This window comes from Nocardioides antri (assembly GCF_008373765.1).
Classification (GTDB): Bacteria; Actinomycetota; Actinomycetes; order Propionibacteriales; family Nocardioidaceae; genus Nocardioides; species Nocardioides antri.
The window spans coordinates 459,308-480,454 of the sequence record NZ_VUJW01000003.1 but is presented as its reverse complement, the minus strand read 5'-3'; the positions used below and the strand labels follow the sequence as shown (position 1 = coordinate 480,454).

The following is a 21,147-nucleotide window of genomic DNA, read 5'->3' as shown; positions in this document are numbered from 1 at the left end:
CCGAAACCCTAGGTCAGGCGTCGGCCGACTCGTTCGCCCGGTCGGCGGCGGTGTTGTCGGAGGCGGCCTTGTCCCTCGGGCCGTCCTTGGTCGGCAGCACGAAGCGGTAGCCGACGTTGCGGACGGTGCCGATGAGGGTCTCGTTCTCGGGGCCGAGCTTGGCGCGCAGCCGGCGCACGTGCACGTCGACGGTGCGGGTGCCGCCGAAGTAGTCGTACCCCCACACCTCCTGGAGCAGCTGCTGGCGTGAGAACACCCGACCGGGGTGCTGGGCCAGGAACTTCAGCAGCTCGAACTCCTTGAAGGTGAGGTCGAGCACGCGGCCGCCCACCTTCGCGGTGTAGGTCGCGTCGTCGACGACGACCTCGCCGGAGCGGATCACGTGTGCGTCGGGGTCGGCCGCCTCGCGGGCCGCGGCCAGCCGGCCGATGGCCAGCTTGATCCGCGCCTCGAGCTCGGCGGGTCCGCAGGTGTGGAGCACGACGTCGTCCATGCCCCAGTCGTGGGACACGACGGCGAGGCCGCCCTCGGTCGCGACCAGGATGACCGGGACGTCGGTGCCGGTCGTGCGGATCAGCCGGCAGAGGTCACGGGAGCCGGCGAGGTCCTGGCGGCCGTCGACCAGCACCAGGTCGGACTCGGGCGCCTCGAGCAGCGCGCTGCCCTCGGCAGGCAGGATCTTCACCTGGTGGCCGAGGAGCGCGAGTCCGGGCAGTACCTCGGCTGAGGGTTGCAGGGCGCTGGTCAGGAGCAGAAGAGTGCTCATCCGGGTCTCCTCCTGGCACGTTGTGCCGTAGAGAGACCGAAACGCAACACTGGGCCTCGGCCGGTTTTCCTTTCGGGGACGATACAGAAACCAACGGGTCACGGGGAAGGGAAGCGACGGTGAGTGAGACGCAGGTCATCCGGGTGCGCTACTGGGCCGCTGCGCGGTCTGCAGCCGGTGTGGCGGAGGACACGGTCGACGTCGCGGGCCCGATCACCCTGGCCGAGCTCCGCGCCGAGGTCGTACGACGCCACGCCGGGTCGCGGCTCGAGGACGTGCTCGGGGTGTGCTCGGTCCTCGTCGGCGACCAGCCCGTGGCGACCCAGGACCCGGGCTCTGTCGACGTACCCCCTGGAGCGACGGTCGAGTTCCTGCCGCCGTTCGCCGGAGGCTGATCTAGACTCCGGGCGACGCGTCCGGCGGGAGGAACCAGGTGAGACCGAATCGTGGCGTCCTGCTGACGATCGGTGCCGCCGTCCTCGTCGCGGGCCTCTCCGCGGTCGCCACCCAGGGCCTCGCCTACGCCGGGGCGGCCGTCGTGGCCGCCCTCTACCTCGCCTTCGTGGTCACCTTCGGCGCTCGTACGACCGGCATCGCCTGCATGATGGCCGCGTTCGCCTTCGCACCGATGTACCGCGGCTTCGAGAACCTCACGGGCGGGATCCCGCCCACGGACGTGTTCGTCATCGCCGGGATCATCCACCTCCTGCCCACCGTCATCCAGCACCGGCTGCAGGTGCCCACCACCTACCTGGTCGGCCTCCTCCTCGTCGCGATCACCAGCCTGGTGGCCGTCATGGTCACGGGCGACCTGTTCACCAACGCGTTCTACGCCATCCAGTGGCTCTTCTTCATCGGCGTGCTGCCGCTGTTCTTCGCGTGGTGGCGCCCGCGGGTGTCGACCGTCTGCCTGCTCCTGTGGGCCTACCTGGTGGGGCACACGATCAGCACAGCCAAGGCGGTGGTGGAGGGCGCGGCCTTCGCCGACAGGTACGACGGCTTCACCCATCACCCCAACGCGTTCGGCCTGGCCGGCCTCGCCACGATCGCCGCCGTCCTGTTCCTGCTCCGGCAGTACGAGAACGTCGCCCCCCGCGTGGTCCTGCTGGGGTTCGCCGCGCTCGGCGTGGTGTCCATCAGCATGAGCGGCAGTCGGGCGGCGATCGTGGTGCTCGGCGCGCTGATCCTGCTGATCCCGCTGGTCGAGCGCTCCGCTCTGATGGGGGTGGGCCTGGCCGCCGTGGGAGCCTGCGGAGTCCTGAGCATCCCCTTCCTGGTCGACGTGAGCGGGGAGGAGTCGGCGATCGGCCGGTTGCGGGGCGGAGGGACCGCCACCGGCTCGGACCGGATCCGGGAGGACGCGCTGGCGGATGGTCTCGAACGCTTCTGGCAGTCGCCGATCCTGGGGACGGGCTTCCGTGAGATCGAGCTGATCCACAACGTCTTCCTCGAGGCGGCGGTCGCCATCGGGATCTTCGGGCTGCTCGGCTACCTGGTCGTGCTGTTCACCCTCGCCCGACCGCTGTTCTCCCTGCACCCGATGCGCAGGCTGAGCTATCTCATCTGGGCCTTCATCGGCGTCGCGCCGACGTTCCCGGGCCTGTGGGACCGGACGGTGTGGGTGCCGGCAGCGCTGGCCGGGCTGCTGCTGGTGCGCCATGAAATGCACGATGCGCCGGCCGACCCCGAGGTCGAACCGGCGCACACGCCGCAGGAGCCGGTCAGCCCAGGTCGCGCTTGACCTGGTCGTAGACCCAGGCGTAGGTCTTCGCCAGGCCGTCGGCCAGGCTGATCGAGGGCTCCCAGCCGAAGGCCTCCTTGATCACCGTGTTGTCGGAGTTGCGGCCGCGGACGCCCTGCGGGGCGTCGAGCTTGTAGTTGCGCTCGCACCTGATGCCGGCGATGCGCTCGACGATGTCGACGAGCTGGTTGATCGAGACCAGCTCGGAGCTGCCGAGGTTGATCGGCTCGAGGTGGTCGGAGGCGAGGATCATCTGGGAGCCGCGGACGCAGTCGTCGATGTACATGAAGCTGCGGGTCTGCTCGCCGTCGCCCCAGATCTCGATGCTGTGGTCGCCGGTGAGCGCAGCGGTCGCGATCTTGCGGCAGACCGCGGCCGGTGCCTTCTCGCGGCCACCGGACCACGTGCCCTCCGGGCCGTAGACGTTGTGGTAGCGGGCGACCCGGGTCTCGAGGCCGAAGTCCTCACGGAAGTGGCGGCACATCCGCTCGGTGAAGAGCTTCTCCCAGCCGTAGCCGTCCTCGGGCATGGCCGGGTAGGCGTCCTCCTCGCGGAGCGCGGTGACGGCGGTGTCGGTCTGCTTGCCGGCGGCGTAGACGCATGCTGACGAGGAGTAGAAGAACCGCTCGACGCCCTGCTCCTGCGCGGCCTGCAGCATGTGGGTGCTGGTCAGGACGGAGAGCATGCAGAGGGCCTTGTTGTTCTCGATGAACCCCATGCCGCCCATGTCGGCCGCCAGCATGTAGACCTCGCCGGCGCCCTCGGACGCAGCGAACGCGTTCTCGCGCAGCGACAGGTCGAGCTGGACGTTCTCGGCGTCGGGGTGCACCTGGTACCACTCGTCGCTCGGCTTGACGTCCACCGAGCGCACCGTCTTCCCCTGCGCGAGCAGGTCGGCCACCAGGTGGCCGCCGATGAAGCCGCCACCACCGGCGACGACTACGTCGACTGGTCGAACTGACATGTATGCATCTCCTACAGATCCAGGTCCCCGGGAAACACGGGGACAATGGGCCCAACTCTTCCACCTGGCCCCTCGAGATGTAGCAAAAACCCACATCGTGAACACGGTGTCGCAGATAATGTGTGCCCGAGCCGGGCCCTAGGCTGACGCCCGTGCACGACGAGCCGGGGCCGACCGTCCTCATCACGGGTGTCACCGGTCAGGACGGGGTCTACCTCTCCCGCCTCCTCCGCCGCCGCGGCGCGCGGGTGGTCGGCGTCGCTCCGCCGGGTGCCGTCCCGCCCGACCTGTGCGCCGCCTACCTGGCCGAGGTCGAGGTGGTCACCCTCGACATCTGCGAGGCGGACGACGTCCGCGGGCTGGTCGACGCGGTCCGGCCCGACGAGGTCTACAACCTCGCGGCGGTCAGCTCGGTCGCGCGGAGCTGGGCCGAGCCGGACCTGACGTTCGCGGTCAACCACCGGGCCGTCGAGACGTTGGTGTTCGCGCTCCTCGAGCTGCGCGACCGGACCGGTCACGAGGCGCGGTTCTTCCAGGCATCCTCGGCCGAGGTCACCGGCTCCGCAGCCCACAGCCCCTACGCCGAGGCCAAGGCGGCCGCCGAGGAGGTCGTCCGGCAGGCGCGGGACCGCCGGGGCCTCCACGCCTGCTCGGCACGCCTCTACAACCACGAGAGCCCGCTGCGAACCGAGACGTTCGTCACCGGCAAGATCACCCGCGGTGCCGCCGAGATCGCGGCCGGAGCCCGCACAGAGCTGCGGCTCGGCAACCTGGACGTCAGCCGCGACTGGGGCTTCGCCGGCGACTACGTCGACGCGATCGCCCGGATGGTCGGGCTCGACGAGCCGCAGGACCTCGCGATCGGCACCGGCACCGTGCACCGGCTGGCCGACCTGCTCGAGGTCGCGTTCGCCGCGGCCGGCATCGACGATCCGTCGGCGTACGTCGTCACCGATCCCGAGCTCGTGAGACCGGCCGACACGGCCGTGCTCGTCGCCGACCCCGAACCGGCCGCGGCCGCGCTCGGCTGGCGAGCGACCACGTCGTTCGAGGACCTCGTGCGGCACATGGTCGCCGTCGACCAGGAGCGGATCCGCACCGGCGTGGAGCACGACCTCCGCTACCTCGACGGGTCAGCGCGCCTCGAGCAGTGACGCCCGCACGACGTCGGCCGTACGCCGCCACGCGAACCCGTCGGTGAACCGCCGGGCGGCCTCGAGGTGGGCCGGCGGGTAGGCGAGCGCCTCGGTGATCGCCGCGGCGAGGTCCACGGGCGTCGTGGTCCGCGCCACCGCGGCGTGCCCACCGGTCACCTCGGCCAGTGCGGGGTCGTCGGAGACGACCACAGGGATGCCCAGGCGCATCGCCTCGATGGCCGGCAGCCCGAAGCCCTCGAAGTCCGACGGGAAGATCACGAGGCCGGCGCCGGCGAAGACGTCCTGGAACGCAGCGTCGTCCAGCCACGGCATCAGCTCCACCCGGTCGGCGACGCCGAGCGCCGCCACCCGGTCGCTCGCCGCGGCGAGGTCGGCAGAGCCCATCCCGACCAGCCGCAGTCGCCAGCGGTCGTCGGTCGTGCAGAACCGCGCCCAACCCTCGATCACGGAGTCGGCGTTCTTGTTGGCGAAGTGCCCGAACGCCAGTGCGTACGGCGCCTCCTGGCTCGTGTCGACGGCCGGCCAGCCATCCACATGGTCGGCGCCGAGCTGTGCGGCGACGCCGTTGCGGGCGAGGCGGGGGTGGCGGTCGCGGAGGTCGTCCAGCGTGCGCTCGGAGATCGTGTAGATCCCGTCGGCGCGGCTCATCGTCCAGCCCCACGAGAGCCGGCGGGAGAGGCGGGTCCGCCACGAGAACTGGTGCGGCCGCAGCTCGTGGCGCAGGTCGTAGAGGATCAGGCCCCGGGGGCAGCCATACCCGACCAGACCGGTGGCCGGCACCGCAGCGAGCACGGCGTCGGGATGCAGGGCGCGGGCGGCGCGTCGTACACCGAAGGAGCGGAGCCAGGCCGCCCCCGCCGGACCGCCGACCGGGGGCCGGACGGTGACCACCGGATAGCCCTCCGGTACGGCGAACACGGGTCCCGCCTCGTCGACCAGCACGGTCACCCGGTCGTCCGGCGCCGCCTCGGTCCAACCGCGGAGCAGGTGCTCGATGACGATCGCGGAGCTGCCGGCACGGACGACGACCGCGTCCACGACCAGGTGCATCGAGAGATCCTTCCCGTTCTTGCGGACTCGGAGCGCGTGCACCCTATCCGCCATATACGGTGACCCGCGTGACGAAGCGCGCATTCATCACCGGGATCACCGGTCAGGACGGCTCGTACCTCGCGGAGCTGCTGCTGGGCAAGGGCTACGAGGTGCACGGGCTGGTGCGGCGGGCGTCCACCCTCAACCGCAGCCGGATCGACCACCTGCACAACGAGTCGAGCCTCCACCTGCACTACGGCGACCTCACCGACGGTGTCAGCCTCGTCAACCTGATCCGGGAGATCACGCCCCACGAGGTCTACAACCTCGGCGCGCAGAGCCACGTGAAGGTCTCGTTCGAGATGCCGGAGTACACCGCCTCGACCGACGCCACCGGCACCCTGCGGCTGTTGGAGGCGATCCGCGCCGCCAAGATCGACTGCCGCTTCTACCAGGCGTCGACGTCGGAGATGTTCGGCGCCACCCCGCCACCGCAGAACGAGAACACCGCGTTCTACCCGCGCTCGCCGTACGGCGCCGCCAAGCTCTACGCGCACTGGGTGACGATCAACTACCGCGAGGCCTACGACCTCTTCGCCGTCTCGGGGATCCTGTTCAACCACGAGTCGCCGCGGCGCGGCGAGAGCTTCGTGACGCGCAAGATCACGCTGGGCGTGGCGGCGATCAAGCTCGGCGTCACGGACCACCTGACGCTCGGCAACCTCGACGCGGTGCGCGACTGGGGCTACGCCAAGGAGTACGTCGAGGGCATGTGGCGGATGCTGCAGCACGACGAGCCGCAGGACTACGTCCTCGCGACCGGCGTCGGCACCACGGTGCGCGAGTTCCTCGAGTACTCCTTCGCGCACGCCGGGCTGAACTGGCAGGACCACGTCCGCTACAACGAGGCCTACGAGCGGCCTACCGAGGTCGACGCCCTGATCGGCGACGCGAGCAAGGCCCGCGAGGTGCTCGGCTGGAAGCCGGAGACCGAGGCCGCGGGCCTGGCGCGGCTGATGGTCGACGCCGACCTCGAGCAGATGTCGCGACTCCTCGAGCGTTCATGACCGTTCTCGCCCGGTTCGCACGGGAGGGCCGCGACGAGCTGGTCTCGATGCAGTGCGACCTGTGCGTGCCGCCGGTGCTCTCGGCGAGCACGACGGTGGAGATGCAGAAGCTCGGCTGGCTGCTCGCCGACGACGGCCACGACCTCGACGTCTGCCCGGGCTGTGCGCTCAGCGTCCCGGAGCGGTCCCGACGTCGCCGGGGGGACGCGACGCCCGTGACACCCGATCCCGAACGGCTGCCCAACCTGGTGGTGATCGGCGCGGCGAAGGCCGGGTCGACCAGCCTCCACAACTACCTGGACCTCCACCCCGAGATCTCGATGTCGCACGACAAGGAGGTCCGGTACTTCACCGACCCCGACTGCCTGTCCTGGGTCGGCCGCTACCAGAGCTACTTCCCGGCCGGCACCCGCTACCGCGGTGAGTCCACGCCGCAGTACACCAAGTTCCCGCTGTACCCCGGCGTCGTCGACCGGATGGCCGACCTCACGCCCGACGCCCGTCTCGTCTACCTGGTCCGCGACCCGGTGGAGCGCGCGATCGCGGAGTACGTCGAGGAGGTGACCTGGGGCGTGATCGGCGCCAGCATCGACGAGGAGCTGCGGGACGCGGATGCCGTGCACAACGTGCTGGTCGCCCCCAGTCGCTACGCGACCCAGCTCCGGGAGTTCCACCGCCGGTTCGACCCGTCGCAGATCCTGGTCGTCGACCTCGCCGAGCTCGCGGAGCACCCGGCGGTCGTCGTCGCGCGGGTCTTCGACTTCCTCGGCCTCGAGCGGATCGACCTCGACGACGAGGCGCTGCGGCCGCGCAACGCGTACGGCGACAAGGGCGCGCTCCCCGGCTGGTACCGGGTCTTCCGGCGACCGGCGCTCGTCCGCCTGGCCCACAAGCTCCCGAAGGAGCAGCTCACCCGGATGCAGTACTTCTTCACGGCCCGGCTGACCAAGCCGGTCGAGCGTCCGCAGCCGACCGAGGAGACGCTGGCCCGGTTGCGCGCGGTCCTCGCCCCCGAGGCGGCGGAGCTGCGCGAGATGACCGGCCAGGCGTTCGCCGGCTGGTCGGTCTGAGTGACGTGGGGGAGCGCCGTTAAATTGCAGCCCGTGCCGAGACTTCGTGACCTGCCGTCCCATGTCCGCCACCACATCGGGTGGTGGGTGCGGGACCGGTTCCCGAACCGCAAGGTGGTCCGCGAGGTCCAGGGAGTGAAGATGGTCCTCCCGTGGCCGCACCGGCTGCCCGACTACGCGGGCGACGGCCCGTACGGCCAGAACCTCGTGCAGCTCGCCTCCGCGCTGGCGAAGGAGTCGTCGCCGGTCACGGTGCTCGACGTCGGCGCGAACGTCGGTGACTCCGCGCTGCAGATCCTCGACGCGACCGACGCCCAGATCCTCTGCGTCGAGGCCGACCCCTACTTCCTCGAGTACCTCCACCTCAACGTCGACGCCGACCCGCGCGTCGCCGTGGTCGAGGCGCTGCTGACCCCGGACCCGACCACGGAGGCGACGACCGCCGTACGCACCGGAGGCACGACGCGGTTCGCGGAGGGCGACGTCGGCGACGCCCTACCCACCGTCACCCCGGACGAGCTGCGCACCCGCCACCCGTCGTTCGCCGACCTGCGGCTGGTGAAGTCGGACACCGACGGCTACGACGTCGCCCTGGTGCCCGCCATCGCCGAGGCCTGGGGGAGCGCCCACCCGGTGCTGTTCTTCGAGTACGACCACCGCCTGTCCCGCGTCGCCGGCAACGACCCGCTCGCCGTCTGGCCCCGGCTGAAGGAGCTGGGCTACCGCGACGTCGCGGTCTGGGACAACGGCGGACAGCCCCTCGGCCGCACGACCGTCGACGACATCGGCGCCCGCACCGCCCCGCTCGAGGAGAAAGCCGGGATCCGCGCCCAGACCTACTGGGACGTCGCCGTCGTCCACCAGGACGACGCCGCCGGCCTCGCTGCCGTCGAGCAGCTGGTCCCCGCCTCCCAGCGTCTCTGAGGCCAGTCGCGGCAGATACGCGCGGACGGGACGGTCACAACACGGAGAAGCCAGCCGGAAGCCCCTGCCTGCCGGTGGCGGCGAGCAGGAGCGGCGCGGCGAGGCCCTCGGCAACGGCGAGCCGAGCAGCCAGCTCGAGTGCTTGCGTCGCAGGGGTCGCCGGCGCTTCGGGCGACACACCGAGCGCCGTCGCCAGGTCTGCGGTGTGGACGACGAGCTCGAACGTGCGGGTCGGCAGGTAGTCCCGGAGTCGCATCCCGCCCACGATCGTGGTGATCACCTCGCTGCCATCCCGGGCGGTGACCAGCGGAAGCACGCGAGCGGCGATATCCGCCACCGCGGCAGCCGGGTCCGGACCCAGCGCGTCGCCGGCTTCGCGTCCTCGTGCGGCGACGTCCGGGCTGCCGGCGATGGCCTTCGTGGCCTGGTAGTACTCGACCGCCGACTCGACCTCGACGGACTCGGCGGGACGAGTCAGGTAGGTCTCCACCGTCAGAAGTGCACGGCTCGTGTGGCCGACCAGGCTGCGGATGTCCCACTCGCCCAGGCCCGGCTGGGTCCACCGGTCGTCGACCAGGGCGGCTGTGCTGACGAACCAGTCCGCGGCCTCGGCGAACGCGCGGCAGGAGTTGTCCCAGGAGAGATCCATGTACCGGAGGCTAGACAATGTCCACCGCGGGCCGCTGATGGAGCCGCCTGATCCACGTAGCACCGAACGCCGAGCCATGGCGCCCACTGGTGCCTACTAGACGATTCCCGTAGGGCCGGCGTCTGGCCAGACTCGGTCCAGGTGTTCGGCGGGGTGCTCTCTTTGCGGCTGCCCACCCGTCTTGGGTGTGGCTCGTTTTCGGTCTGCGTCCCCGTCGTCCACCGTGTCGAGGTGTGGCTCAAGAGGGGACTGCCCGGCTCTCAGTAGCAGTGCCCGCCTCGCGTCCCAATTGATGTCGCGAGATGAGGCGGACTGAAGATGGCGAGGGTGTTTATCGGGGTCGATCCCCACAAGCTGTCGGCGACGATCGAGGTCGTCGACTCCCAGGAAAGAGTGCTAGCCACGGGCCGGTTCGACACGAACAAGGCCGGGTACGCGCAGATGCGCAAGCAGGTCGCGAGGTGGCCGGACCGAGTCTGGGCGGTCGAAGGCAGCGGTGGCGCGGGCCGGCCCCTGGCACAGCGGCTGCTCGCGGATGGCGAGAACGTCGTCGATGTCCCACCGAAGCTGTCGGCTCGGGTGCGGCTCTTCGACACCGGCCACAACCGCAAGACCGACGCCCACGACGCTCACGCCGTGGCTGCGGTGGCGGTGCGCACCAAGAATCTGCGAGTGCTGGGCTACAACGAAGAGCTCGAGGCCCTGCGGATGTTGTCCGAGCGGCGCGCTGAGCTCATCAGCCATCGAGTGCAGGTCGTGAATCGGTTGCAGCGGCTGTTGTCGGAGCTGCTCCCCGGCCAGGCCAAGCCGAACCTCACAGCCCCGCAGGCCAAGGTGATTCTCTCTTCGCGTCGGCCTCGCGACTTGGCCAACAAGACCCGCAAACGGATGGCGCTGGAGCAGGTCGAGGACCTGGTGGTTGTCGATGCCCGGATCAAGGCCATCAACAAGGAGCTGAAGGCGATGGTCCTCGCGACCGGGTCGCACCTGATGGACCTGCCCGGCATCGGACCCATCGGTGCCGCACGGATCCTTGCCGACGTTGGGGACGTCACCCGGTTCGCTGATCGCAACAGGTTCGCCTCCTGGACCGGCACCGCGCCACTGGATGCGTCGTCGGGTGAGCAGGTCCGGCACCGGTTGTCGCGAGCCGGTAACCGCAAGATCAACCACATGCTGCACATGGCAGCGACGAGTCAGATCAGGCTCGACACCGAGGGCCGCGCGTACTACCGACGCAAGCGCGCCGCCGGGAAGACCCACCTCGAGGCAATGCGCTGCCTGAAACGACGGATCTCAGACGCGGTCTACCGCCAGTTGCTCTCGGATGCCGACCCGGCAGCGGCATCGGCTCCTGGCGAGGAACTGCAGGCGAGCCCGGGAGGGCACTGCGGGGCGACTCAAGAATCCAGCGCGGTCGACCTGCCCCCGCACATCGACACTTCGGATCAGCCACTCCCGGACCCGCAACCGCGACGCTACGGCGCCACGACCTCACGCCGGAAGAACGAGACCCAAGATGTGCTGCTGCGCACCGGTTGACAACAGAGGGGTGCCGGAATGACGCAGCTCTCGTCCGGGCCCGTCCCAATTTCGTGGCGTGATGCAAGCAGGCTTCTCCCCTGGTCGTTTGCGCGGCCGCAGATCTACGGTGCATCGAACGTCATCGGCCACACGGCGCGGCTTAGGGTGAGGGCGTGCATCGACTCAAGCGCGGCGAAGAGGTGCCTGATGCGCTCGCCCCTTACCTGGACGTCGACCGGTCTCGCCCTATGCACGAGTGCTGGGTGACCGGGCACATGGTCGCTGGGCTCGATGGCACGGCTTCGGTGGGCGGTCGAGTCGGTGCCTTGTCCACGAGTCCCGACCAGGCGTTGTTCCGCAGAATGCGGCAGGTCGCGGACATCGTGCTGGTGGGTGCTGAGACGGTTCGCCGCGAGGGGTACGGGCCTGTCCGGCTTGCCGAGGGGGCCCAGGAATGGCGCCGGCTACAGGGATTGGCGCCCACTCCGCCTCTGGCCGTCGTCAGCCGGTCGCTCGCTTTCGACTGGAGCGCCACGGTGTTCAGGGACGCGCCCGTGGACGCGCGTACCCACCTGATTACCTGCGCGGCGGCGGATCCGAAGCGGAAGGCCGAGGCAGAAAAGTTCGCAACCGTCGTCGTGGCCGGGGACGAGCGCGTCGAGCCCGCGGAAGCGATGAGGGCCCTGGCTGAGCTCGGCCGACGGGTAGTCCTCTGCGAGGGCGGCCCCACGTGGCTCGGTGAACTGGTCGCGGCGGATCGGCTCGACGAGCTGTGCCTCTCGATCTCGCCGCTCATGGGCGGCGACCCGCTACCGGTTTCCGTGACCCCACCCGGCTCGGGTCTGGCAGAGTTCGATCTGAAGGGCGCGATGGCGGAGGACAACACTCTCTTTCTCCGCTACGAGCGGCGGAGAGGCAACCACCATGACCGATGACGCCTTCGGCACGTTGATGGCCTCTGCCGACTCGTCGCTGATCGTGCTCACCACCGCAGCCGAGAACGAACGGGCGGGATGCCTGGTCGGCTTTCACGCGCAGTCGAGCATCACGCCTCAGCACTACTGCGTGTGGTTGTCGAAGGCCAACCACACCTACCGCGTGGGTTTGCGAGCAGCACACTTCGCGGTGCACTTCCTGACCGCCGATGACTTCGCGATCGCGGAGCGGTTCGGCACCCTCTCAGGAGAGGATACGGACAAGTTCGCCGGCCTCGACTTCGATCTCGACCCGCACGGAGTTCCGCTCCTCGAGGCATGTCCCAACCGGATGTCGCTCGAACGCATCGCCGCGCTCGACGACGGCAGCGACCATGTATGCCTCACCACCCGGGTGAGCTCGGCCGCCGCCAACGGAAGCTTCGTGCCCCTGCGGCTCTCGAGTGCCGCCCACCTTGACCCGGGTCACAGCAGCGACGAACGAGCGATCCACCCGTAACGGGTCTCAGCGCTAGCTGTGCTGACCACGGACGTTAGGCACGGCGTGCCTGCTGGACGATGACGAAGACCTCCGGGTGAGGTGTGAAGCGACCAAGCATTCGCATCTCACAACCGGAGGTCTTCGTGTCACGCTAACGCTCAACTGACTCCTGCTGGTCGACTGCGTCTTGCCCAGCTCGTGGTGGACAAGGGCTGGACACTGCGGCGTGCCGCAGAGCGGTGGAACTGCTCGGTCACCACCGCCAGGCGCTGGGCCGACCGCTACCGCGCCCTTGGCCGGGACGGCATGGTCGACCGGTCCTCCCGCCCGAAGACTTCACCGCGCCGCACCCCGTCGCGGGTCGAGCGGCGCGTGGTGGGCCTGCGGGTCTCACGTCGATGGGGACCAGCCCGGATCGCGTATCGACTCAAGATGGCGGTATCGACCGTGCACAAGATCCTGTACCGGTACGGCTGCCCACCGCTGGCCTGGACCGACCCAGCCACCGGAGTGCGCATCAAGTGGTCACGAAAGAAGGCCAACTCCTACGTTCACGACGCACCCGGCGACCTGGTCCACGTCGACATCAAGAAGCTTGGCCGGATCCCCGACGGCGGCGGCTGGCGTGTCGTCGGGAAGCAGGCCGGACGCCGGCACAGAGGCAGCAACGGTCAGGGCTACTGGTACATCCACAACGCCGTCGACGACCACACCCGGCTCGGCTACAGCGAGCTCCTCGGCGACGAGCGTCAAGAGACCGCAGCCGCGTTCTGGCAGCGCGCGCACGCCTACTTCGAGGCAGCCGGCATCGTCGTGAAACGAGTGCTCACCGACAATGGCTCCTGCTACCGCTCCCGGCTCTTCGCCGATGTGTGACTGACAGAGGCCTATGACAGTGGGTCGGCGGCCTTCTGTCGGAGTCGTTCGTAAGGGGTCTGCCCGCCGAGTGCTCCGTGGGGGCGATCGTAGTTGTAGTAGTCCTCCCACTCTTGGAGTCGCACCTCGAAGAGCCGGGCGTCGTCGATGACCTCGCCTTCGAGGAGTCGGTAGAACTCCTCGGAGTCGATGCGGTGGCTGCGCTCTACCTTGCCGTCGAGTCGAGGCGTTCGCGGCTTGATTCGGACGTGGCCGATGCCCTTGTCGATGAGATGCCAGTGGAAAACTGACCCGAACTCTTGACCGTTGTCGGTCTGGACCTGGTCGACCTTGAAGGGAAGTTTCGACAGCACGTGATCAACGAAGGCGATCGCGGTCTTCTGGTCGTTACGGGGGTAGGCCCGCAGCACCCGCAGGCGAGTGCAGTCGTCGATCGCTGTGTACTGGTAGTAGCGCTTCTTGCGGCCCTTCTGGCCCAATGGCTCGATGAACTTCACGTCGACCTGGAGCTGGTGGCCTGGGCGTTGCTTCTCGTAGCGCTTCCAGCGGGTCTCGCGTCGCTTGTAGCGCTGCGAGGCCGGCAGCCGGTTGACGCCGGCCTTGTACAGGAGCCGCCACACGCCCGATGGGCTGATCTTCACCTGGTGGTAGCGCTCGAGATACATCGAGATCTTGCCGGGTCCGAAGTGGTACTGCTGGCGCAGCCAAAGGATCTTCTCAACGACACCGGCGCTGGTGGCCGTGGGCGAGTTGTGCGGAGCGCTGGAGCGGTCCTTGAGACCCTCGAAGCCTTCCTCCTCGTACCGCTTGAGCCAGCGGTAGTAGCAGGTGCGCGTGATTCCGTAGTACCGGCAGGTCGCGGAGACGTTCCCGCTGACCTCCTCGACATGTTTAAGCACCGCCAGCTTGTGCTTGGCACGGCGCTCGAGTTCTCGTTCAGTCACGAGGGTCTCCTAGTTTCAGGACCCTGGACTGTCAACAACCTCTGTCAGTTTTAGAGCTAGCGCACCTAAAGCGGCGGTAAGACGCGCTGTCTTCCGCGCGGACCGCGGCAGAACCGGGCGAAGGTAGCCACCCTCAGCGCGGCAGATCCGGACATTCGACGGTGTGTCAGCGCGCGTGGCCGCCATGCTCGAACCGCACTCCGTAGGTGGACGCAGTCCCTGTATCGCGGTCGGACGAGTATTCGGCAACGGCAATGCACTTGGCGCCGACCGCGGCTACCTACGATCTGTGACGTGAGTGCCACTTGGGATCTGAAGGTTGGACGCCGCACGCTGATGTGGGGCAAGCGCTTTGTCCCTGATCAGATCATGGTCGTGTTCTACGACGAGGACCTGCGTGTCAATCGCGACTTGATCGGGCGGGAGGAAGTCGGCGATTCAGAGGGCGAGGAACTGTCCGGCGCCGACGTCATCGACGACAGTTCGACACCAGCGTTCTTCTACCGGTCCACGGTGCATGCGATTCGGTCCCGCCTTGCGCTGCAGGGGTTCGGTTCCGACCGTGTAAGGCAGAGCGCGGTGACGTATCTCGACGGCGAACGCGACCAGCCCGATCGCTACCTCCCTGAGACGTGGGTGCCGCTTGTGGAGAAGTTTCGTTCCAGCGAGCAGCTACTGGACGCGATGCTTGCCTGGGAGGCGGACTCGCTCAGGGGCCGTCGACTGGGCGGCTCGTTCCACTCCGAGGATCGGTTCCTTGAAAGCCAGTGGGAAGACCTGATCGAGGCCTTCGACGATCCCAGGTTCATGCTCGCGCTGAAGTTGCGACGCGCGAGGGGTTCAACTGAGCTCGTTCTCGACATGACGGACCTGCTCTTCGGGGGCTACTTCGAAGCTGACGAACTCCCGCATCGCACAGCTAGGCAGCGGTACTCCCACGAGATCAGATCCAGCGGCCCCGTTATCGTTGTGACCGAGGGACGCACGGATGCTAGATGGTTGACCAGAGCTCTCGAACTGGCCGCACCCGAACTGGCCGGCGCCTTCTCATTCCTCGACTTCGAGGGCAACTCCGCTCCGGGTGGCGTTGACAGAGTCGTCAGCCTAACTCGTGGGATGGCAGCGGCCGGCGTAATGAATCGTGTGATCGCCGTGCTAGATAACGATGCGGCGGGTCTCGCGGCTGAGCAGCAACTGCGACGCAGTGCTCTGCCATCACACATTACCGTCGTGCGCCTACCAGACATCGAGTACGGAAACTCCTATCCCACGATTGGGCCGAACGGCGCACAACTAGCCAACGTCAACGGACAGGCGGTCACGACCGAGTTCATGTTCGGGACAGGGGTGCTCGCCACCACGTCCGGTACCGACCTGCTCCCAGTCAGGTGGGGTGGCTACAACCCCAGCGTTCAGGCGTACCAGGGAGCCATCGAGAACAAGAGTGAGGTCAACGGTCGGATCGACCGTGCCTTGTCCGTGTCGGAACTCGATGATCTCGACCCTCTGGTTGCTGAGGGCTGTCACCGCCTCGTAGGCATGCTCGTCCAAGGCGCAGCGGAGGCGATTCCTTCAATGGCCTCTCAGTATTCGCCCCTGCTCTGGGGGCGTGCTCGAGAGGACTAAACGCCGGCACACCACGACACGCGAACTCTGCAAAGTTTTCGTTCAAGGCGACGCTGCCCGAGCAACTTCAGAGGACAGCGATGCTGAGGTACGGGCGTAGGAGCAACACTCGCTCATCGGTTCCGTGCGTCCGACAGGCGGCGATAAGACGCACTCATCGCGAGTAGCACAATCCGCCTCGCGATCCCTACTCGCTGCACGACCGAGGACGAGTGTGCATGGCGAAGGCGCGCGGCTGTCACCCTGTTAGGGATGGCAGGCGCGCACCGGTGAGCTCGGGTGCGGCAGTCTCCGTGTCTGGCGCGGGACAAGCAGCGATGCCGGACTCGAGCAGCGCCCCCAGCCGTCGGTCACAGTCGGGGCTGCCGCTCGCGATGACGCCGTCCACGGCGCATCGGACCATCGCCGGCGCGCAGCGCTTGGCAAAGGTGTTTGCGTCGATCCGGCTTCGCACCCCAAGTCGATCGGCCCAGGCGGCCGCGCCAGGAACCATCCCGAGTGCGAGCTGAGCCTCCCGTCGGGTGGCGGCCAGATCGGGCCCGGCATCCGCACACAAGCGCTCAGCTTGCAGAAGACCAGCGGCCAGCGCGCGCTGGGTCCCCTCGGGGACATCGAGGACGACCTGCGCTGCTACCGCAACCGCGACCGCGAGCCAGGTCCGGTCGTTCCCGCGCCGGTCCACGACCGAGGGGATCAGTGGAGCCAGTTTCTGGCGTCCCTCGTCGCTGGTGTGGTCGTTCACCTGCCTTGCCAGATACGCGAGTAGGGGATGAGTACAGGAGGGGTGATCGCTCCACCGCTCACCGGCGAGCACCGAGGCGAGCTCCATGAAGCACGCGCCGCGTCGTGGCGTTCGATGCCGGCCACGTGACAGAACCGGGATGCCGTCGGGAAGGTTTGAGGGCTTCATCGCAACCTCCTACGGCGAGCATGCGCCGACGCTCCCGCTCGATCAACCCTCGGTACTCATGAAGAACGCGCAGCGGAAACGTGATCTCTGCCGATGACGGGATTGGGAGGAGGTCGCACTGGTATTAGAGACTTCCTCGCGGGATTGGGCCTTACCGGAGGAGTAGCAGGCCAGCGTCGGGCGCGAGATCGACGACCTGCGATCCGAGTCCACGGCTGGCCTTGCGCAGGACCCGGTGCAGCCATTTCGCGCGTCCTCCTTCCGTCGCGCACCGCAAGTGCATGTGCCGCGACTGCCAGAGGGCACCATCCGCAGCTCGACCGGGCGAGCAATCCTGGCGGTACAGCGGTCGCTGATCGGTGGCATGGCGTGGCAAGTGAGCACCGCCGCGACTACCGTGCGTCCCATGGCAGACGTCGTGCTCCGTGTGCGGTTCACGAGCGGTGACCACACCGACGTCACGTATCAGGACCGGGATGCGACCAATGAAGACGAGCTGATCGAACACGTCGTCTCAACGCTGGCTTCCGACTCCGGTGTCCTTCGTTGCCATCACGGTGATCGGCTACTCGTAATATTCGCGCGCGGCGTTGCCACCATCGAACTAGCACCGCGCGGCGCAATCCTGTAACCGGACCTGATGGTGAGGGACCCGGGCACTGGCGGCGCTATGACGCACGTAGCGGACGCATCACCGACCTGTCACGCCGCCGCGTGGCGGGAGGAGACGATTTGCTGACTTACGCTTTATCGGGGAGCGCACGCCAGGTCGCTAAACGCGTGTCCGCATAGTCGACGACAGAGCCTGCCAGCGCTACTGCGGCCGACAGGCTATCGGCTCGCGTCGGCACGTCCGTTCGTGGATCAATGTCGACGAGCACGGGGTAGACGCCGGCGAGCGCGCGCAATAGTCCAGACTGTGCCATTCCAAGGCGAGCGTGCATCGGCAGGATGTCTTCAACTGGGACGCCTGCCGGATACGTAATCCTTGCCGTTCCGGGACTCCGTTCGACAACGGCGTGTCTTCCAAGTTCATCCTGCAGCATGACCAACTTGTTCAGTATCGCCCGCGCTTCAATCTGATCGCGCTCATTCGCTGCATTCTCTCTGAGGTCCGACAGGCTTGTCAGAGTAACATTCGATCGAGTGGCGGCTCGTATGGCCCCCGCTTGGAATCCGTTCTCACAAACCAAGATACCTCGATCTGCGCCCACGTCTTGAACGATTTGAGCGAGCGTCATGACCTTGTCCTTGCTAACACCATCCCGCCCGAGACGCTTGCATTCAACGATCCAAAGCTGCCGGAGTCCAGCCCGGCCGCCACGTACGGCGACGTCCACGTTGTGCTTGCCGCGAGCACCCTCGACCGCAACATTGGTCTCCGCTTCCAAACCGATGCCGCGGAAGAAGGCAGCGGCTTCTTCCTGGTATTGCTTCCATGGTGGTTCGCTCTTCACGCGCCGATTGAACCACTGCTGCGTCCGCGCCCTGGGTCAAGGAGGACGAGTCAGACCTCAAACGGGACTGCACCGACTAGCTGTGATGTCCAGCCAGGTTGTCCAAAGAGACGTCCTTCAGGCCGGCATTCGCGACCTCGTCGGTCGGCACCGCGAGGTGCTCATCAGCCAGGCCGCGCAGCCCGGCCGGTCGGCAAACGCAGCACCAACAAGGCCCGCCGACAACCCGAGTTCGGGCTCATCGAAGCCGGTCGAGGTCCCGGCCACGAGTGAGAGAGGGTCGCACCTACGAGATGCTCTTCGCCTCACGGTCGGATCGTCGCCTGACGAACTCCGATTCTCCCGGCCCGAAAGGGCGTTCACTACACGGCGCGCTCACCCCCTCATCGGTGGATCCGGGCTTAGCGAGAGCTGGCATCGCGTAAGTTGGCCGCTATGCCTCAGTCCCGCCTACCGGTTCCCGCGGATGATGAAGTTTCCGTCGCGCAGAACGTGTTCCAACAGTGGCAGAACGGCAACCAGGAGCCTGCGATTGAGCACCTGCGTCCCCACGCGGACGCCGGTCGTCCTTGGGCCATAGCTCTGACGTGTTGGTTAGCGATGCAGCGCGGAGCAGCTGGGATTGAAGTAGGGCTGCCCTATGCTCGAAAAGCTTCGACTCTTGGAATGCCGTGGGCCGCAACCCACTACTTCAACAACTTAGTCGGGAACCTCTCTGCAAGGCCGGACCTTCTAGACGACGCGCTCGAGTTGCTCGCTGACCTAGGTCCCTTCTGGAGCGGAATCGATCCTGTTGGACAGGGATGGAACCTGATGTCCCAGGGCCACTTCGCGCAGGCCGTGCGGATGATGTCCTTCACCACGCATTACCCCATCATCGACAGCCAGTGGGAGTCGCTCGCCTCCAAGGCGCAGGAGCGACTTAGCGAACTCGAGTCGCTGACCTCGGAAGCTCGCAATCAGCGTGATCGATTTCGAGCGGACGCAGAAGAGGGCGTCGCGGTAATCGAGCGGGAGCGTTCTGATCTCGAAACAGCAGCCCGACAGGCCGGCCTACTCGTTGCAGCAGTCGTGTCCGATGCCACCGCGTCGTTGTTCAAGGAGGATGCTGCGAGAAATGAAAAGGAGTCGAAATCTGCTTGGACTTGGGGCCTTGTCGTTTTGGCGATGGCCGCTGTCGTAGCGTTGACGCCGCTTGGCCTGCACTATCTTGGAGAAGGTCCCGCGTACTCGGGACCCGCTCTTTTAGCGGCACACGCGGGCTCGACAGCGGCGCTGGCGACTGTCGCCGGAGTCCTGCTTGCTCGGGCCCGATCAAGAGACATTGCGCGGCAACGCGCCAACGACCTTTCAACGGCAATGGGAACGATGATCGCCTACAGCAACCAGATTCAAGACCCTACGGAGAAGCAGCGATTCATGATGACAATGGGACAATTGGTCCTGCAGGCGCATCTGACCGTCGGAACGAATGGTCATGGGAATGACGACTCGATGACGGGGCTAGTTGCACTCGCCAATCTGATGCGTTCGCCTGCAAGTCCTGAGCCCGCTAGTAGTTGATCGATCCGACGACGAACAACGGCGCACTTGAAGGGATCGCCAAACCATATTCGCGGTCACGTCTTAGTGGGCGGTGTGACACGGTGAGGGGAGGTTCAGCCCTCTGCCACGCCGCCGCGGATGACCTTGTTCTCCTTCATCTCCAGTTCCTGGACGACCTGGATGCTGCGGGGCTGCCAGGGGCGGGGGAGGTCGGCGCAGGCGGTGCGGACGGCTGACTTGAGCTCGCGCTCGTCGACGCCCTCGTCCGTCACCACGTCGACGGCGACGACGGCGCCGACGAGGGGGTTGGCGCGGCCGTAGACGCGGGCGATCCGGACGCCGGGTACGGCGGCGACCCGCTCCTCGACGGGGAGGGGGTGGACCTTGACGCCGCCGACGTTGATGACGTCGGTCTTGCGGCCGCGGAAGGCGATCCGGTCGCCGACGACCTCCACCAGGTCGCCGGTGGGCCACCACTCGCCGGCCGGGCGGTCGTCCTCGCCGTGGTAGCCGAGCATGCCGGCGGTCGAGCGCACCCAGAGCTCGCCGTCGACGATCTTCAGGCTGACCTCGGCGTCGTCGCTCTCCTCGAGCAGGCTGGCCGGCAGGCCGTCGACGCCGTCGCGCACGGACCCGGTGGACCCGAACTCGGACCCGGCGTAGATGTGGGAGACCCGCGCGGCGGGGAAGGTCGCGCGGAGCTCTTCGAGGAGCGAGCCGGGCGCGGCCTCGCCGCCGAGGGTGATCTGCCTCAGCTCCGGCACCGGCCGGTCGTCGGCGCGGAACTCGGCGAGCAGGAACCGCCAGAACGTCGGCGTGGCGCTGATGTGGTCGACCCGGTGCTCGTGGATGAGGTCGAGCACGGCCTGCGGGCGGCGTACCGACGGCGCGACTAGGGTCGCACCGGTGCCGAGGACGTGGATCAGCACCTGCAGCCCCGCAAACTGCTGCGGGCCGTAGGCGAGCAGCCAGACCTGGCCCGAGCCGTCCCGCGCGCTCTCCATCCGCGCGAGCTGGCGCGACCACTCGTGGCGCACGCCCTTCGGCGTGCCCGTGCTTCCGGTGGTGAGGACGAGGAGCGGCCGCCGCTCGGGGAGTACGTCGAGGGCCGGGCCGGCCTTGCGCAGGTCGGCCGGCCGGACGACGGCCACCGACGGGTCACCGAGGTCGGTGCGGTCCGAGACCACCACGTCGTGCGCGAACGCCGCGGCCTGCCGGTCCAGCTCCGCGGGGGAGATGTCCGGCGCGTAGACGCACGCCTCCGCGCCGACCAGTGACGAGGCCGCGAGCAGCGCCACCACCAGCGGGATGTCGTTCGACACGATCGCGAACCGCTCGAGCCCGGCGTCCTGCAGGCCGTGCGCCAGCGTCTCGGCTTCGTCGGCGAGGGCGGCGTAGGTCCAGGTGCCGTTCTCGGCGATCATCGCGACGCTCGCGGAGTCGCGCTCAGCGGCGCGGCGGAGCAGCTCGATCACGGGA

General features: G+C 67.8%; 20 protein-coding genes and 1 pseudogene. 13 read left to right on the top strand and 8 right to left on the bottom strand.

The genetic code is table 11. The features are described from left to right. Window positions 1–13 precede the first annotated feature (13 nt). Window positions 14–766, bottom strand: a complete 753-nt coding sequence (locus F0U47_RS08525) for a response regulator transcription factor (RefSeq protein WP_149749866.1) — start codon at window positions 764–766, stop codon at window positions 14–16. A gap of 119 nt (window positions 767–885) precedes the next feature. Between F0U47_RS08525 and F0U47_RS08520 the strand changes: the two genes are divergently transcribed. Then, complete coding sequence (locus tag F0U47_RS08520; RefSeq protein WP_149749865.1) at window positions 886–1,161, top strand: MoaD/ThiS family protein; 276 nt, start codon at window positions 886–888, stop codon at window positions 1,159–1,161. Window positions 1,162–1,199: 38 nt separating this feature from the next. After that, a complete protein-coding gene (locus F0U47_RS08515) occupies window positions 1,200–2,507 on the top strand; it encodes an O-antigen ligase family protein (protein WP_149749864.1) in 1,308 nt (435 codons plus the stop codon). Here the strand turns inward: F0U47_RS08515 and F0U47_RS08510 are convergent. Beyond that, complete coding sequence (locus F0U47_RS08510) at window positions 2,488–3,471, bottom strand: NAD-dependent epimerase/dehydratase family protein (RefSeq protein WP_149749863.1); 984 nt, start codon at window positions 3,469–3,471, stop codon at window positions 2,488–2,490. The two genes, F0U47_RS08515 and F0U47_RS08510, sit on opposite strands and share 20 nt — an antisense overlap. A 152-nt stretch (window positions 3,472–3,623) precedes the next feature. Here F0U47_RS08510 and F0U47_RS08505 point away from each other — a divergent pair, with 152 nt between their 5' ends. Then, window positions 3,624–4,625, top strand: coding sequence for a GDP-mannose 4,6-dehydratase (locus F0U47_RS08505; RefSeq protein ID WP_188111230.1), 1,002 nt, complete (start codon window positions 3,624–3,626; stop codon window positions 4,623–4,625). Here F0U47_RS08505 and F0U47_RS08500 read toward each other — a convergent pair. After that, window positions 4,605–5,678: a glycosyltransferase family 4 protein gene (locus F0U47_RS08500; RefSeq protein ID WP_188111229.1), complete on the bottom strand. Its 1,074-nt coding sequence runs from the start codon at window positions 5,676–5,678 to the stop codon at window positions 4,605–4,607. The genes F0U47_RS08505 and F0U47_RS08500 overlap by 21 nt on opposite strands. A 68-nt stretch (window positions 5,679–5,746) precedes the next feature. On the opposite strand from F0U47_RS08500, the gene gmd reads away from it, so the two are divergent. From gmd to F0U47_RS08485, 3 genes are read left to right on the top strand one after another with little or no spacing between them, the layout of a single operon-like run. Continuing rightward, window positions 5,747–6,727 carry a GDP-mannose 4,6-dehydratase gene (gmd, locus tag F0U47_RS08495; RefSeq protein WP_149749860.1) on the top strand — a complete coding sequence of 327 codons (981 nt, stop codon included), beginning with the start codon at window positions 5,747–5,749 and terminating at the stop codon, window positions 6,725–6,727. Continuing rightward, window positions 6,724–7,797: a sulfotransferase family protein gene (locus tag F0U47_RS08490; RefSeq protein ID WP_149749859.1), complete on the top strand. Its 1,074-nt coding sequence runs from the start codon at window positions 6,724–6,726 to the stop codon at window positions 7,795–7,797. Before gmd ends, F0U47_RS08490 begins: the two co-directional genes overlap by 4 nt. 33 nt (window positions 7,798–7,830) lie before the next feature. Next, window positions 7,831–8,721, top strand: a complete 891-nt coding sequence (locus tag F0U47_RS08485) for an FkbM family methyltransferase (protein WP_149749858.1) — start codon at window positions 7,831–7,833, stop codon at window positions 8,719–8,721. Between the two features lie 34 nt (window positions 8,722–8,755). Here the strand turns inward: F0U47_RS08485 and F0U47_RS08480 are convergent, their stop codons facing one another. Next, a complete protein-coding gene (locus F0U47_RS08480) occupies window positions 8,756–9,370 on the bottom strand; it encodes a maleylpyruvate isomerase N-terminal domain-containing protein (protein WP_149749857.1) in 615 nt (204 codons plus the stop codon). Window positions 9,371–9,697: 327 nt separating this feature from the next. On the opposite strand from F0U47_RS08480, the gene F0U47_RS08475 reads away from it, so the two are divergent. The 4 genes and pseudogenes from F0U47_RS08475 to F0U47_RS08460 form a co-directional block, all read left to right on the top strand. Then, a complete protein-coding gene (locus F0U47_RS08475) occupies window positions 9,698–10,912 on the top strand; it encodes an IS110 family RNA-guided transposase (protein WP_223162697.1) in 1,215 nt (404 codons plus the stop codon). 155 nt (window positions 10,913–11,067) lie between these two features. Beyond that, window positions 11,068–11,829: a pyrimidine reductase family protein gene (locus F0U47_RS08470; protein WP_223162696.1), complete on the top strand. Its 762-nt coding sequence runs from the start codon at window positions 11,068–11,070 to the stop codon at window positions 11,827–11,829. Then, window positions 11,819–12,328: a flavin reductase family protein gene (locus F0U47_RS08465; protein WP_149749855.1), complete on the top strand. Its 510-nt coding sequence runs from the start codon at window positions 11,819–11,821 to the stop codon at window positions 12,326–12,328. Before F0U47_RS08470 ends, F0U47_RS08465 begins: the two co-directional genes overlap by 11 nt. A gap of 129 nt (window positions 12,329–12,457) precedes the next feature. Next, window positions 12,458–13,180: pseudogene (locus F0U47_RS08460) on the top strand (leucine zipper domain-containing protein); the annotation flags it as partial. Window positions 13,181–13,197: 17 nt separating this feature from the next. Here the strand turns inward: F0U47_RS08460 and F0U47_RS08455 are convergent. Continuing rightward, complete coding sequence (locus F0U47_RS08455) at window positions 13,198–14,130, bottom strand: IS481 family transposase (protein ID WP_149749854.1); 933 nt, start codon at window positions 14,128–14,130, stop codon at window positions 13,198–13,200. 294 nt (window positions 14,131–14,424) lie between these two features. Here F0U47_RS08455 and F0U47_RS08450 point away from each other — a divergent pair, with 294 nt between their 5' ends. Beyond that, the gene (locus F0U47_RS08450; protein ID WP_149749853.1) at window positions 14,425–15,756 is read left to right on the top strand and encodes a HEPN/Toprim-associated domain-containing protein; all 1,332 of its coding nucleotides are present in this window, start codon (window positions 14,425–14,427) and stop codon (window positions 15,754–15,756) included. Window positions 15,757–15,994: 238 nt separating this feature from the next. Here F0U47_RS08450 and F0U47_RS21065 read toward each other — a convergent pair whose 3' ends face one another. Continuing rightward, the gene (locus F0U47_RS21065) at window positions 15,995–16,666 is read right to left on the bottom strand and encodes a hypothetical protein (protein WP_188111228.1); all 672 of its coding nucleotides are present in this window, start codon (window positions 16,664–16,666) and stop codon (window positions 15,995–15,997) included. A 406-nt stretch (window positions 16,667–17,072) separates the two neighbouring features. Between F0U47_RS21065 and F0U47_RS08440 the strand changes: the two genes are divergently transcribed. After that, window positions 17,073–17,297, top strand: coding sequence for a hypothetical protein (locus F0U47_RS08440; protein ID WP_149749852.1), 225 nt, complete (start codon window positions 17,073–17,075; stop codon window positions 17,295–17,297). A 109-nt stretch (window positions 17,298–17,406) separates the two neighbouring features. Here the strand turns inward: F0U47_RS08440 and F0U47_RS08435 are convergent, their stop codons facing one another. Continuing rightward, window positions 17,407–18,123: a restriction endonuclease gene (locus F0U47_RS08435; protein ID WP_149749851.1), complete on the bottom strand. Its 717-nt coding sequence runs from the start codon at window positions 18,121–18,123 to the stop codon at window positions 17,407–17,409. Window positions 18,124–18,789: 666 nt separating this feature from the next. Here F0U47_RS08435 and F0U47_RS08430 point away from each other — a divergent pair. Then, on the top strand, window positions 18,790–19,686 hold the full coding sequence (locus tag F0U47_RS08430; protein ID WP_149749850.1) for a hypothetical protein: 897 nt from the start codon (window positions 18,790–18,792) through the stop codon (window positions 19,684–19,686). 95 nt (window positions 19,687–19,781) lie between these two features. Here F0U47_RS08430 and F0U47_RS08425 read toward each other — a convergent pair whose 3' ends face one another. After that, window positions 19,782–21,143, bottom strand: coding sequence for a class I adenylate-forming enzyme family protein (locus F0U47_RS08425; protein ID WP_149749849.1), 1,362 nt, complete (start codon window positions 21,141–21,143; stop codon window positions 19,782–19,784). Window positions 21,144–21,147: the final 4 nt, after the last annotated feature.